This is a genomic window from Nocardia sp. NPDC052316 (assembly GCF_044547795.1).
In the GTDB taxonomy this organism is placed as follows: Bacteria; Actinomycetota; Actinomycetes; order Mycobacteriales; family Mycobacteriaceae; genus Nocardia.
Genome location: NZ_JBIUBB010000001.1, coordinates 1,013,766 through 1,027,462, shown reverse-complemented (window position 1 = coordinate 1,027,462; position 13,697 = coordinate 1,013,766). Strand labels below are relative to the sequence as shown.

General features: G+C 68.9%; 15 protein-coding genes. 4 read left to right on the top strand and 11 right to left on the bottom strand.

Features of this window, described 5'->3' with window-relative positions; all coding sequences use genetic code 11:
• Nucleotides 1-9: 9 nt before the first annotated feature.
• Nucleotides 10-162, top strand: a complete 153-nt coding sequence (locus ACIHA7_RS04780; protein WP_397285571.1) for a hypothetical protein — start codon at nt 10-12, stop codon at nt 160-162.
• Nucleotides 163-168: 6 nt separating this feature from the next.
• Here ACIHA7_RS04780 and ACIHA7_RS04775 read toward each other — a convergent pair whose 3' ends face one another.
• From ACIHA7_RS04775 to ACIHA7_RS04760, 4 genes are all read right to left on the bottom strand, one after another.
• A complete protein-coding gene (locus ACIHA7_RS04775) occupies nt 169-2,175 on the bottom strand; it encodes a 5-oxoprolinase/urea amidolyase family protein (protein ID WP_397286514.1) in 2,007 nt (668 codons plus the stop codon).
• A 71-nt stretch (nt 2,176-2,246) separates the two neighbouring features.
• Nucleotides 2,247-2,855, bottom strand: a complete 609-nt coding sequence (locus ACIHA7_RS04770) for an urea amidolyase associated protein UAAP2 (RefSeq protein ID WP_397285568.1) — start codon at nt 2,853-2,855, stop codon at nt 2,247-2,249.
• A complete protein-coding gene (locus ACIHA7_RS04765; RefSeq protein WP_397285566.1) occupies nt 2,852-3,604 on the bottom strand; it encodes a DUF1989 domain-containing protein in 753 nt (250 codons plus the stop codon). Before ACIHA7_RS04765 ends, ACIHA7_RS04770 begins: the two co-directional genes overlap by 4 nt.
• A gap of 160 nt (nt 3,605-3,764) precedes the next feature.
• Nucleotides 3,765-5,303, bottom strand: coding sequence for an amino acid permease (locus ACIHA7_RS04760; protein ID WP_397285563.1), 1,539 nt, complete (start codon nt 5,301-5,303; stop codon nt 3,765-3,767).
• A 209-nt stretch (nt 5,304-5,512) separates the two neighbouring features.
• Between ACIHA7_RS04760 and ACIHA7_RS04755 the strand changes: the two genes are divergently transcribed.
• Nucleotides 5,513-6,181, top strand: coding sequence for a TetR/AcrR family transcriptional regulator (locus ACIHA7_RS04755; protein WP_397285561.1), 669 nt, complete (start codon nt 5,513-5,515; stop codon nt 6,179-6,181).
• A gap of 3 nt (nt 6,182-6,184) precedes the next feature.
• Here ACIHA7_RS04755 and ACIHA7_RS04750 read toward each other — a convergent pair whose 3' ends face one another.
• The 7 genes from ACIHA7_RS04750 to ACIHA7_RS04720 all read right to left on the bottom strand — a co-directional run bounded on the left by ACIHA7_RS04750 (nt 6,185) and on the right by ACIHA7_RS04720 (nt 12,004).
• On the bottom strand, nt 6,185-7,591 hold the full coding sequence (locus ACIHA7_RS04750) for a TerD family protein (RefSeq protein WP_397285559.1): 1,407 nt from the start codon (nt 7,589-7,591) through the stop codon (nt 6,185-6,187).
• Between the two features lie 40 nt (nt 7,592-7,631).
• Nucleotides 7,632-8,156: a hypothetical protein gene (locus ACIHA7_RS04745; RefSeq protein ID WP_397285557.1), complete on the bottom strand. Its 525-nt coding sequence runs from the start codon at nt 8,154-8,156 to the stop codon at nt 7,632-7,634.
• A gap of 76 nt (nt 8,157-8,232) precedes the next feature.
• A complete protein-coding gene (locus tag ACIHA7_RS04740) occupies nt 8,233-9,033 on the bottom strand; it encodes a family 1 encapsulin nanocompartment shell protein (protein WP_397285555.1) in 801 nt (266 codons plus the stop codon).
• Complete coding sequence (locus ACIHA7_RS04735; RefSeq protein ID WP_397285553.1) at nt 9,030-10,049, bottom strand: Dyp-type peroxidase; 1,020 nt, start codon at nt 10,047-10,049, stop codon at nt 9,030-9,032. The genes ACIHA7_RS04740 and ACIHA7_RS04735 overlap by 4 nt, the downstream gene beginning before the upstream one ends.
• Nucleotides 10,050-10,109: 60 nt before the next feature.
• A complete protein-coding gene (locus ACIHA7_RS04730; protein ID WP_107659390.1) occupies nt 10,110-10,436 on the bottom strand; it encodes a cupin domain-containing protein in 327 nt (108 codons plus the stop codon).
• A 200-nt stretch (nt 10,437-10,636) separates the two neighbouring features.
• Nucleotides 10,637-11,137 (bottom strand): dihydrofolate reductase, encoded by a 501-nt coding sequence (locus ACIHA7_RS04725; protein WP_397285551.1) that lies wholly within the window; start codon nt 11,135-11,137, stop codon nt 10,637-10,639.
• 66 nt (nt 11,138-11,203) lie between these two features.
• On the bottom strand, nt 11,204-12,004 hold the full coding sequence (locus ACIHA7_RS04720; protein WP_397285549.1) for a thymidylate synthase: 801 nt from the start codon (nt 12,002-12,004) through the stop codon (nt 11,204-11,206).
• Between the two features lie 43 nt (nt 12,005-12,047).
• Between ACIHA7_RS04720 and cobF the strand changes: the two genes are divergently transcribed.
• Entirely contained in the window at nt 12,048-12,785 is a 738-nt protein-coding gene (cobF, locus tag ACIHA7_RS04715) for a precorrin-6A synthase (deacetylating) (RefSeq protein WP_397285547.1), read from the top strand.
• A 40-nt stretch (nt 12,786-12,825) separates the two neighbouring features.
• Nucleotides 12,826-13,695 (top strand): Fpg/Nei family DNA glycosylase, encoded by an 870-nt coding sequence (locus ACIHA7_RS04710; protein WP_397285545.1) that lies wholly within the window; start codon nt 12,826-12,828, stop codon nt 13,693-13,695.
• Nucleotides 13,696-13,697 lie beyond the last annotated feature (2 nt).

Genomic DNA, 13,697 nt, shown 5'->3' with positions numbered 1-13,697 from the left:
GTGCAGCCCATGGACAAACCCAGACCATTCACTCAGGAACACCGGGAAGACTTCTGGCGCCGCTGCGGGTGGTCGCCCGAGCTCCCGTCGGCCGAACGCGACGCGATCGAACGCGCGTGGGACGACGATGCGATCGACATGGCGGAGCTGTTCGGCTGGTGACCAGCGCTAACCCGCGGTGAGTTCCCCGGTCTGCCGCCACGAGTCGCGTTCGGCGGCAAAGGCCCGCGCCTGCACGGCACGGAAGCCGCTGATCGACTCGTGGTTGGCGGCGAGGAAGCGGCGGTAGTCGGCGAGACGGAACTCGCCGTCCTCGGCGGTCACCCGGACCTTGCCCGCGGCGAAATCGGCACGCAGGTCGAGTAATTCGTCGGCCTCGACCGGATACCAGCGGATTCGATCGAAATAGCGCAGCAGCCATGGTGTTTGCGCACCGGTCGGATGCCGGTCCGCGCCGGGGCGGCCGGGGAGCGGGCCCGCGTGGTGATTCCAGACCTGCGTGGTGCGACCGACGAATTGGTAGCCGCCGGGGCCCTCCATGCCGTAGATGCACAGGTAAGCACCGCCGATGCCGACCGCGTTCTGCGGGGTCCACGTGCGCGCGGGGTTGTATTTGGTGGTGACCAGCCGATGCCGTGGGTCGATCGGCGTGGCGACGGGGGCGCCGAGGTACACATCGCCGAGGCCCAGGACGAGGTACTCGGCGCCGAAGACGGTGTCGTAGACGTCGGCCACCGACGCCAATCCGTTCATGCGGCGGATGAACTCGATATTCCACGGACACCACGGGGCGTCGGCGCGGACACCGTGCATGTAGCGGGTGATGGCCTCGCGGGTGGCCGGGTCGTCCCAGGACAAGGGCAGGTGCACGGTGCGGCTCGGCACCACGAGCTGGTCGGCGGCGGGCAGGTGCCGTTCGGTTTCGGCCAGCAGGTCGAGCAGCGTCGGCACCGGCAGGATGTGCGGGTCCACGCGAATCTGCAGCGAGCGGATGCCCGGGGTCAGCTCGGTCACGCCGGGTACCCGCGCGGCGAGCAGGTGCTGATGCAGGGCGTGCACCCTGGCGCGCAGGCCGAGATCCAGTGTCATAGCGCCGTATTCGACGAGGACGGCGTCGTCACCCGCGCGGCGATAGGTCACGCCGGTCTCGTCGTCGACCTCGGTGCGGCGCAGTACTCCGTCGTCGCCGTCACCACCCGAGGACAGCACGGTCGGCCAGCAGGCGCGGCGCCCGACGCCGAGATCGCGCACCGACGCGGCGCGATCGCTGCGGATGGGCACGAAACGGACCGTGTCGCCGGGTGCGAGCTGACCGAGCTTCCACCGGTCGGCGGCCACCACGGTGACCGGGCAGACGAAACCGCCGAGGCTGGGGCCGTCCGGCCCGAGCAAAATGGGGGTGTCGCCGGTGAAGTCCAGTGCGCCGACCGAATACGGGGTGTCGTGGATGTTCGACGGGTGCAGTCCCGCTTCGCCGCCGTCGGTGCGGGCCCAGTCGGGTTTCGGGCCGACGAGCCGGACGCCGGTGCGGTCGGAGTTGAAGTGCACCGAGTAGTCGGTGCCGATGATGGTGTCGAAGTCGGCGCGGGTGAAGAATTCCGGTGCGCCGTGCGGGCCTTCGGTCACGGCCAGCTCCCAGCGCTTGGCGAGCACCGGCTGGTCGTCCATCGGGACGGCGGTCGCGAGCGGTGCGTGCGGTGGCCCGAGCGTCAACACCTCCCCGGCCCGCAGGGCGTTGCCCGCGCTGCCGCCGAACCGGCCGAGGGTGAACGTCGCAGTGCTGCCGAGATACTCGGGCAGCTCGATGCCGCCCGCGACCAACACGTAGCAGCGCATTCCCGGTCCGCGCACGGCACCGACCTCGAGTACGCCTCCTGCCGGAACCTGCGTGGTCCGCCACTGTTCGATCGGCACACCGTTCACCGTCACCTCGATCGGTGCGCCGGTGACGCATACCCAGGTGGCCGCCGAAAACCGCAGCACCGGACCGTCGAGGGTGCACTCCAGCCCGGCCGCGCCCTCGGCATTGCCGAGCACCCGATTACCGAGCCGGAACGACAGATCGTCCATCGGCCCCGACGGCGGGACGCCGACGTGCCAGTACCCGGTTCGTCCCGGCCAATCCTGCACGGTGGTCAGCATTCCGGGGCGGATGACCTCGACGGACGTCGGCACGGGTGCGGTGGCCGCCGCCGCGCACTCGGCACGGACCGGATGCACGGCGGCGCCGGATAGGTCGGTGACGGTCATTTCGACACCACCATCCGCACCGGGGTGGGGTCGAATCCGTTGCACGGATTGTTGATCTGCGGGCAGTTCGAGACGAGGACCAGCGTGTCGATCTCGGCCCGCAGCGTCACCTTCTTTCCGGGAGCGGACAATCCGTCGACGATGCCGAGGGTGCCGTCGGGTTCCACCGGGACGTTCATGAACCAGTTGATGTTGGACACCAGGTCGCGCTTACCCAGGCCCCATTGCAGCGCGGCGGTGAGGAAGTTCTCCACGCAGGCATGCTGATGGCGAGTGTGGTGACCGTAGCGGAGGGTGTTCGACTCCTGGGAGCAGGCGCCCGCGATGGTGTCGTGGTTGCCCACCTCGTCGGCGACCACCGTCATCAGGGCGGTGCCCGTGTCGGTCAGCAGCACACTGCCGGTGGTGAGGAAGATGTTGCGCTGCGCGGCGATGGTGGCCTGCGCGCTGTAGCGCTCGGTGTGGTCGGCCGCCGAGTACAGCAGGCAATCCACCGCCTGGTTGCCGTGCAGATCGATGATCTCCAGTTGCTCCCCTGCCTTGACGATCGCCGACCAGGGGGCGCGGGCCGGGACGGTCTCGTCGAGCACGATCTGCCTGGTCATTTCCCGACCTCCAGCGTGCGGGCGGCCGCCCAGGCCGTCTCGGTGTTCTGCACGGCCCGTTGATATTCCGGGTCGCTGTTGTGCGCGGCGGTGAGCTCGTCCGGTGCGGCCCACGCGACGACATCGAGATCCGTTGCGGCCCGGTCGTTCAGCGGATGCGCGGCATTGGCGACGAGCAGGATCACCGGTAGGTGCACAAGCAGGTCGACCGAGGCGCCCGGTGCGGCGCTGCCGGTGCCGGTCAGCGCGCCGTCGGCGGCCACCCGTACGCCACGGAAGAACGACACCGTCGGCCCGATATCGCGCGGCTGGAGACCATGTTTGGCGCCGGCCAGGCGCAGCAGCTGTCGTGCCTCGGCGGTCGGCCCGCACAGGGCGTCGTGCTTACCGGAGGTGTCGGCGAGCACGGTGGCCAGGATGCGGCCCTGGTCGGACAGCAGCGGATGGCCGTCGCCGAGGTAGGCCTGCCATGGCACCTTGACCGTGTCAGCGACATTCAGCCGTTCCCACGGCGCATCGGCCCGCACCAGCAGCAGATGCGCGCACGCGGCCCCGGCCGGATCGGACAGCCGGACCCGAGTACCGCGTCCCAGCACGATATTCGCGTATCCAGCTCGCGGAATGCGCTGGGCGAAAGTGATTCTCGTGGCCTCGACGCCGTCGGGCAGGTCGGGTGCCGTGGTGGCCGCCGCGGCGGCCAGCGAGCGCGCATGCGCTCGGGCGCCCGTGGTGGATGCGGTGTTCGTCATCGTCAGCTCCTTCGCAGGATCCGGGTCGAGCACTCGTGGCCTTTGCGGACTCGCCGGCGCTCGCACCGATTTCGGACTTCGCCGCCGCAAGCGCTCCGTTGCGCTACTCGGCGGGCAGCAAGTGCGCGGTGGTGGCCGGCACCACCACCGCGCCACCGTGTCAGGCGGATTCTGTTGCGGGTTCCGGGCTTTCGGCGGTGCCAGGCGTGCGTGCGACGAACCAGTGCACTACCACCCCGACGGCGACCACCAGCAGCACGAACAGCGGTGCGGCCCAGAGCATCCACCAGCCGCCGCCGTTGGGCGTGTACACCTCGGGCCGTGGCCAAGCCAGGTTCACCGCCATCGCGATACCCCACAGCACGGCCAGCGCGTTGATCGGAGTGCCGAAGCGGCCCAGGCTGAACAGTCCGGCCTCGCTCGCTTCGTCCGCGGGCATCCCTGTGCTCCGCCGCACCAGCAGCGGCACCGTGACCAGCAGATACGCCAGGTACAGCGTCACAATGCACACGCTGGCCAGGGTCGCGAAGATCGCGGCATTGCCGAGATTGAGCACCAGCAGCCCGATGCCGAGCACCCCGATGACCACCGCGGGCAGCACCGGGGTACCGAACCGTGGGTGCACCGTGGCGAGGCGCCGGGCGAACGGCAACTTCCCGTCCCTGGCCATCGAGAACATCAACCGCGAGCCAGCCGTCTGAATGGCCAAGGTACACACCGTGATCGCCACCGCGACACAGCCGAGCAGCACCGTGCCCGCCGGGCTGTCCAGCTTGGCGGTGAGCACGTAGGCCAGCCCCTCGGTGGCCAGCGCACCGTCGGACAGGCTCGGCGCGGCCATCAGCGCACCGAGCAGCAGAAGTCCGCCGCCGAGCGCGGAGACCGACAGCGCGGCCAGGATGGTGCGTGGCGCGACCCGGCGCGGATTCTTGGTCTCCTCGGAAAGCTCACCGGCGGAATCGAAGCCGACCATCACGTAGGCGGCCATCAGCCCGGACACCAGGAACGCCGCCCAGTACGCGCCGGGCACGGCCTGATCGGTCTGCCACACCACGCCGGGCCCGCGCTCGGTATGGGTGAAGAACAGCGCGATGATCGCGAGTACGCCGACGATCTCGACGGTGACGCCGATCGAGTTGATCCGCGACATCAGGTCGATGCCGAGCACGTTGATCGCTGTCGTGATCGTCAGCAGGATGCTGCCGAGCAGCACCGCGTTCGTCGCACCGGACGACGACGTGAGTGCCGTGTCCGCGCCGATGATCTGGAACCCGCTCCAGATCGACGGCAGCACGACTTGCAGCGCGATCGCCGCCGCAGCCGCGGTGACGATCTGCGCGATCACCATCATCCAGCCCGCGAACCAGCCGACGAGCTCGCCGCCCAGCCGACGCGACCACTGGTAGATACAGCCCGAAATCGGGTAGCGCGCAGCCAATTCGGCGAAATTCAGGGCGACGAGGAACTGTCCGGCGAACACGATCGGCCAGGTCCAGAAGAACGCGGCGCCGCCGAACGAATAGCCGAAGCCGAAGAACTGGAAGATGGTGGTGAGGATGGAGACGAACGAGAAGCCCGCGGCGAACGAGGCGTAGCGGCCGAGTTTGCGCCGCAGCACGGGCTGATAGCCGAATCGGGCGAGATCGGCGCCGTCGCGGCTGGTGTCGGGCGGAGGGGCGGGGGCGAACGTTGTGGCCATGAGGGTCCTTCGGCGAGCGGCCAATACCTATCAGATGACAGTTTTGCGGCGGCGATCGCGCTTTCGGTGACCCGCGTGTATCACTTGCGGTAACCCCGGTTACTTCTGCGTTGCCGAGATTTCTATCAAGTGACAGAAACCTCGCCGCGACCTACCGGGGAGCCGACCGTCGCGGATCGGTCCAGCGGATACCTGCCAGAATGGGCCTTGTGGCAAACCTCGGCCCCGGCCGTCCTCGTGTGGAGCAGCGACGCCGTCGCGGCCAGACGCCGCGCGCCGAGATCCTGGACGCTGCCGGGGAGCTGTTCACCACCAATGGCTACGCGAACACCTCCACCCGTGTGGTCGCCGACGCGGTCGGCATCCGTCAGGCATCGCTCTATCACCACTTCGCCGCCAAGGATGACATCCTCGATGCGCTGCTTGCCGAAACCATAGCTGCCCCACTGGAACTCGCCGAACGACTGGGGAGCGTGTCGGCGGCGGCGCCTGCCCGCCTTTACGCGCTGGCCTGGTTCGACGTCGGCCAGCTCTGCGCGGCACGCTGGAATCTCGGTGCGCTGTACCTGCTTCCGGAGCTGCGCACCGAGCGGTTCGCCACGTTCCGGCTGCGCCGAGACGAACTGCGCGGGCACTACGAGGCTTTGGCGGCCGAGGTGCTGGCCGAGGCCGGTGGGGCGGGTATCGCCGGCGCCGAGGCGCTGCCGTTCCGGCTGGTCGAGACGGTGATCAGCATCCGCTCCGACGAGGGTGCGGCGCCGGCCGCCGCGGCGCGGACCATCCCCGAGGCGGCGCTGCGGGTGCTCGGCTGGCCCGGTGATCTGGACGCGCTGCGTGACGAGGCGCGGCGGCTGCTCGAACAGCTCGACGCGGCCTGAGGTCTACTTCCCCGCGCTGCGTCCCCACTCGAGACCCCAGCGGTAAGCCTTGTCGACCTCCATCTTGCCCCACAGCGGGCGCCGCGCGGGCGGCCGGACGAACACGCCTTGCCGCTGAACAACGAACTCGCCGTTGACGTTCTCGATCAACGCGAGCACCATCTCCCGTGAATTGTCGGTGCACCCGCTCACCGACATCTCGATCGGCGGCGAACCGACCGGGTAGAGCGTGGCCGTCGCCTCGACACCGCGGAAATCATCGGTGCCCTCGTACAGCGAGGCGAACACCAGGATCCGGCGGAACTTCGCGGTGTGGTCCAGGTTGATGTCGAGGTTCTCGCCCGCCGCGACCGCGCCGGTCCGATCGTCCTTGTCGAGCTGGATGTAGGGCGCCTGGTGCAGCGAGCCGAAGCCGTCGAGCGGGCCGATGGAGCCCTTCGTCCCGTCGGTCAGCTCCCAGAAACAGCACAGGTCCAGGTCGAGGCCGGCCTTGCGCTTGCCGAAGCCACGCCGCGGGGCCGCGTTGCCGGACCAGTTCAGGTTGATCCGCATCACGCCGCCGGTCGCGCCTTGCTTGGTCAGCGAGATCGAGGGCGCGTCCTTGGTCAACGAGATCTTGCTGAGGTTGACGGGAGCCCCCGGGGCGGGTGGTTGCTGCGGATCGGGGTGCGACGAAAAGTTCGATGGTGCACCGGTATTCGGCGGCATACCGCCCTGCGGAGGTGCGCCGTAGGGGTTGGGCGGCGGCATGAACTGGGGTTGCGGCGGGGCGTACTGCGGTGTGGGCGCGGGCGGTGGTGGCGGCGCGGTGAACTGGTGCGGCGGCGCGGCGGGCGGTGGCGGCGGCGTGAACTGGTGCGGTGCGGCAGGCGGGGTGGCGGGGGCGGGGGCGTCGTCGACCGAGATCCCGAAATCGGTGGCCAGACCGGCCAATCCGGCGGCGTACCCCTGCCCGACCGCACGGAACTTCCACGCGCCCTGCCGCCGGTACAGCTCGCCGAGCACGAACGCGGTCTCGGTGGTCGCGCCGGTGCTGTCGAACCGTGCCACCTCCGCGCCGCCGGCCGGATCCACCAGACGGACGTAGAGGCCGTGGAATTGGCCGAAGGTGCCGCCGTCCGCCGAGGCCGCGATGACGATGGTGTCGATCTCCGGTTCGACCCGGCTCAGGTCGGCCGACAGCACATCGAGCACCGTCGGCCCCTGCTGCTTACCCTCGTGCCGGACCGCGCCGGAGGGATGCGCGGGCTGGTTGTAGAAGACGAAGTCGTTGTCGGTCCGCACCTTTCCGGCGACCAGCAGCAGCGCCGAGGCGTCGGCGTCGGGCACCCCTGGACCGCTCTGCCAGCCGAGCTCGATCCGGACGGCGGCCGTGGGCACCGGGACGTTCGAGCCCTTCGTCATCGACATACGTGCCAACGTATCCGAAACGGGCCGCGGGCGTTCCTGGTCAGCGGGTAGGCGGCGCGATCTGCCAGTGCTCCTGCAACGCGCCCGCGATCTCCGGAAGCACCGTCACCGGTATGCGCTTGCGCCGCAGCAACGCCCGGATCTCGTTCACCTGCTCGCGTTTGCGGAGGTCATAGGCGCCTGCCACCGGGCGCAGCACCGGCGGAATGGACAGCAGCACCAGCTCGCCGTGCTGCTCGTCGCCGCCGATCAGGTCGAGCGCCAGCGACCAGCGAGACCGCTCGTCGAGGGTGAAGCGCCCGGCGACCACGCGGTCCCAGTCGATGCTGGACTCGGTCCACGGGGTGCGCCGGTAGATCATCCGCTCGGTGAGTACGACGGCGTCCCTGGTGAACAGCGCCGCCACCACGGCGATGCCCGCGACGGCGCCGGCCAGTAAACCGGTGAACACGCGGTTCATCCCGAACAGGCCGATCACGGCCGTGCACAGTACGACGGTCACCAGGATCCCGAGGGAACTGTAGAGCGCCGCACGTTGCGTGGGCACCACACCAGCCCGCACCATCGTCATCTCACCTACCCACTTCCGGCGTGCTGCGGCACACGCTACCGCGCGTCGTGCCGCGGCACACCCGCAAGTCTCAGGCTTGCAAGGCGACCGCTGCCTCGGCGGTGTACACCAGGAAGGTCAGGCTCTGCTGGAAGTACAGCTGCACCGACTCGGTGTCGTGCGCGAGGTAGCCGATCGACAGGTCCTGGCCGATCCGCAGGTCGTAGTCGCCGCCGCGGGTGGTCAGCACGAACGCGCCGTCGATGGCGGGCGCCCAGATGATCTCGCCGTCCGGGATCAGCCGCTCGATGTGGGTGCGGATCGGGTGCCCGTGATCGGAGGTCTCGCTCACCGCCGTGAACAGGTCCGCGCTCAGCAGCACCGAGTACGGCCCGTCGACACCGGCCAGCCGCAACGCGGTGAGCGCCTGGGTGACCGACTCCGGCACCAGCCGGGGATCACTCGGCAGGGCGATCGCCTGATTGGTCGAACTCGCCCGGATACCGGTGATATTCGCGGCCGGATAGCCCTCGAAGATCGCCCGGTCCTCGGCGAACGCAATCTTCTTCGCGGCGTCCTTCACCGGATCCAGATCGGTGTCCATGGCGCCGCGTTCAACGTTGTCGAGCTCCTCGCGCGACAGCCGGAACGGCACCCGCAGCTCGACCAGCGGCGCGACCACCCGCTGCCTGGCCTGCACGCCCTCGTCGGGCGCGCTGATCGGGGTGGTGTGGCCGGTGCCGACCGCGGCGTAGTCGAGGCCGTGCGGTCCGGACAGGTCGACGACGCGGCGCCCGGCGATGTGCCGCTTGAAGGTGCGCGTCGCCTCTTCCTCGATCGCCGACCATGCCTCGGCGGTGATCGGCGCGAGTTCGCGATAGAGGTTGTTCATGCCTGCCTGCTCCTTTTCAACGTGCCGATACCGAGTGAGCCCGAGCCGATGTCGTTGGGCTGCACGTTTTCCGCCGTGTCGGCGGCTGCCGGTGGCGGGGGAAGCTCATCGAAGAAGTCGAGCGACGGTGCGAAGAACGACGTGCCGGTGACCGCGATGGAGAAATCGAGGATGCGGTCGTAGGCCGCCTCCTCGGTGCCGATGAACATCCGGGTGAGCATCAACTCGGTGACGCTCGGTGTCGCCGCGTAAGCGACGTAGTAGGTACCGAACTCGCCGTCCTTGACGCTGCCGAACGGCATGTTGGCGCGCAGTATCTCGCGCTCGGTGCCGTCGGCGTCCACGATGGTGTTCACCGCGACGTGCGAGTCGGCGGGCTTGTCGGCGTCGGACAGCTCGAAATCGTCGAGCTTGGTGCGCCCGATCACCTTCTCCTGCTCCTCGATCGACAGCGCCCGCCAGTCCGCCAGCGGATGCAGGTACTTCTGCACGATCACGTAACTGCCGTCCCGGAATTCGGGGTCCTCGTCGCCGACCAGCGCGGCCGCGTAGGCGGACTTGCCCTCCGGGTTCTCGGTGCCGTCGACGAAGCCGAGCAGGTCGCGCTGCTCGAAGTAGCGGAACCCGACGGTTTCGTCCACGATCGTGGCCGCGCCTGCCAGCCGGTCGCCGATGGTCATGGCCAGCTCGAAGCAGGCGTCCTGGTTCTCGGCCCGAATGTGGAACAGCAGATCGCCCGGCGTCGCCGGGGCGCGGTGGTGCTTGCCCACGTAACCGGGGAATTCGTGCAGTTCGGCGGGGCGTGGTCCGGCGAAGAGCCGGTCCCACGCCGCCGAGCCGATCGCGGCCACACAGGTCAGGCCCGCACCGGGGATCCGGAACCCGACCGAACGGCGCAAACCCTGCACGTCGGCCAGGGTATCGCGGACCACAGCCTCACCGCCCGCATCGATGGTGGCGACGAGGAAGATCGCAGCCGGGGTGAGCGGATCGAGGATCGGCTGCGGCTCGCTCATGATCATCAGCCTAGTGCCCGGCGGAGGACCGCCGTTCGGGTGGCACGGCCAACGGCGCGGCTACTTCGCGACGGTCATCAGGAACGCCACATCGTCCACGGCCATCACGCTGTGCCTGGCCTTGGGCACTACGAGCAGGTCGCCCGCCGAGCCCTTCCACTCGTTGCTGCCGCTGATCAGGGTCAGTGTGCCGCTGAGCACCAGGAGGGTGGCCTCGCCCGCGTTGTCGTGCTCGGCCAGGCTCTGGCCCGCGCTCAAGCCGACCACCGTCTGGCGCAGCGAATTCGCGTGACCACCGTAGATCGTTTGCGAACTACGCCCGCTGCTGGCGGTGCTCGCAATCTTGAGTTGTTGTCGAGCAACCGCAGTCAGCGATTTCTTGTCCATGGACCGCCTTTCGCAAATGACAACAGCCGGTGCGGGGGCTGATCGCACCGGCTCGGGGGTCCGGACGGACGAAGGCCGGCCCCGCTTATCCAGGAGTATGCCCGACCGGCTGCGGCCTCGGGACCTGTTTGCGCGGGCCGGGGGTTCTGTGATCGAACGGTGTTGTGCGGCCGCGACGGTCGATGCGGAGAGTTTGCCGACTAGTCGGATTCGCGGCGGGTGTAGCGGCGGATCCGGTAGCGCAGACCGGAGGTCGAGTCGTGCCACGGCGCGGTGTCGTCGGTGGTCCACTCGGGCCCGATGGCGGGGGCGTACGCGTCGCCGTCGACGGTGGTGTCCACCTCGGTGACGAGCAGGTCGGTCGCGAAATCCATAGCGACGCGGTAGATCTCGCCACCGCCGGCGATCCACACGGTGTCCGGTCCGCTCAGCGTGAGCGCCTCGGCCACCGATCCGGCTCGCTCGGCCCCCTCGGCCGCCCAGTCCGGCTGCCTGGTCACCACGATGTTGCGGCGGCCGGACAGCGGGCGGAATTTCGGCGGAAGCGAATCCCAGGTGCGCCTGCCCATCACCACGGGATGTCCCATGGTGACCGCTTTGAAATTCGCCATGTCCTCGGGCACGCGCCAGGGGATGGTGTTCTCGAAGCCGATCACGCCGTCGGGGGTTTGCGCCCAGATCAATCCGATGGTGCGGGTCACGCTGCGTCCGATGCGGTGTTCACTGTTCCTCCGTTACCCGAAGCTGCTTCCGTCGAGCCGGGCCGCTCACACCGCAACGGGTGCCTTGATGGCCGGATGATGCTGGTAGCCGACCACTTCCACGTCTTCGTAGGCGTAGTCGAACAGCGTCGGCGCGGGACGCAGGTGCAGGGCGGGGAACGGGAACGGCTCGCGGGTCAGCTGCTCGCCGACCTGGTCGAGGTGGTTGTCGTAGATGTGGCAGTCGCCGCCGGTCCAGATGAAATCGCCGAGCTCCAGCTCGGTCTGCTGCGCGACCATCTGAGTGAGCAGGGCGTAGCTGGCGATGTTGAACGGCACACCGAGGAACAGGTCGGCGCTGCGCTGATACAGCTGGCAGGACAGCCGACCCTCGGCCACATAGAACTGGAAGAACGCGTGGCACGGGGCCAGCGCCATCTTGTCCAGCTCGGAGACGTTCCAGGCGGAGACGAGCATGCGCCGGGAATCGGGGTTGGTGCGCAGGGTGTGCAGCACCTCGGAGATCTGGTCGATGTGCACGCCGTCCGGCGTCGGCCAGGACCGCCACTGCACGCCGTAGACCGGGCCGAGTTCGCCGTCGGCGTCGGCCCATTCGTCCCAGATGGAGACGCCGTGCTCCTGCAGCCATCGCACGTTGGATTCGCCGCGCAGGAACCAGAGCAACTCGTAGACGATCGACTTCAGATGCACCTTTTTGGTGGTGATCAGCGGGAAGCCCGCCGAGAGGTCGTAGCGCAGCTGATGGCCGAAAATGCTGCGCGTGCCGGTGCCGGTGCGGTCGGCTTTCTTCGTGCCGGACTCCAGCACCAGCCGGAGCAGATCCTCGTACTGGGTATCGGTCGCCACGGCTGCCAACTCTAGTCCGCGGGTCGCCTGGCAAGCTCGGCGCATGCGCAAGCTCTACGTGATCGGCATCGGCGCGGGCGATCCCGACCAGGTGACGGTGCAGGCCATCAAGGCCATGCGGCAGGTCGAGGTGTTCTTCGTCATCGGCAAGGGCGCGGAGAAACGCGAGCTGGTCGAGGTGCGGACCGCCATCCTGGCCGAGCACGTCGACCGGCCTTATCGGATCGTGGAGATCGCGGATCCGCCGCGGGACCGGGCACCGGCGGACTATCAGGGTGTTGTCGAGGACTGGCACGAGCGGCGCTCCGCCGTGTTGGGAGAGGCGTTCGCGCAGGTCGACGGGGTCGGCGGCATTCTGGTGTGGGGCGATCCGTCGCTGTACGACAGCACCCTGCGGATGATCGAGCGGGTGCTCGCGCGCGCCGCGGTGCCCTTCGATTACACGGTGATCCCGGGTGTCACCAGCGTGCAGGCCCTGGCCGCGCGGCATCGGATGGTGCTGCACGGCATCGGCGAGCCGGTGCACATCACCACCGGCAGGCGGCTGCGCGCGGAGGGGCTCGCCGATGCGGCGGTGGTGATGCTGGACGGCGACTGCTCGTTCACCGAGGTGCCCGGCGCGGACGTGCACATCTGGTGGGGTGCCTACCTCGGCCTGCCGGACGAAACCTTGATCGAAGGCCCGCTGCGCGAGGTGGAGCGGGAAATCGTGGACCGCCGCGCCGAGCTGCGGGCCGAGAAGGGCTGGATCATGGACATCTACCTGCTTCGTCGGACCTGACTGCCCTGCTCTTGTCGGTGCGGGCCGGTAGCCTTGGCGTGTGCCCGAACTACCTGAAGTGGAGGCGCTGGCGCAGTTTCTGCGGGAGCATGCGGTCGGCGCCGTGGTGGGGCGTGTGGATGTCGCGGCGTTGAGTGCCGTGAAGACCTTCGACCCGCCGGTGACCGCGCTGTCCGGCCGGGACGTGACCGGAGCGGGGCGCTGGGGCAAGTTTCTCGGGATGGACTGCGACGGGTTGTGGCTGATCACCCACCTGTCCCGCGGCGGTTGGCTGCGGTGGATCGACGAACCGAGCCAGACGCCGCCGAAGCCGGGCGGTAAGAGCCCGCTGGCGCTGCGGGTGCACTTCTTCACCCCCGAGGGCGCGACGCCCGCCATCGACCTCACCGAGGCGGGGACCAAGAAGCGACTCGCGGTCTACATCGTAGACAACCCGAAGCTGGTGCCCGGCATCGCGCGGCTCGGGCCCGACGCGCTCGAGGTGACCGAGGAACAGTTCACCGAGATCCTGCGCGGCACCTCGCAGCGGATCAAAACCGCGATCGTCGATCAGACCCTGCTGGCGGGCGTCGGCAACGCCTACTCCGACGAGATACTGCACACCGCACGGATCTCGCCGTTCGCCAACACCAAAACCCTTGCGGCGGACAAGGTCAGCGAGTTGTACGCGGCCATGCGCGCGGTGCTGACCGACGCCGTACAGCGCTCGGTCGGTCAGGCCGCCGCCCGCCTCAAGGGCGAGAAGCGCTCCGGCATGCAGGTACACGCGCGCACCGGCCTGCCGTGCCCGGTCTGCGGCGACACGGTGCGCGAGGTGTCCTACGCCGAGCGCTCGTTCCAGTACTGCCCGACCTGTCAGACCGGCGGCAAGATCCTCGCCGACCGGCGCATGTCGCGGCTGCTCAAGTAGCG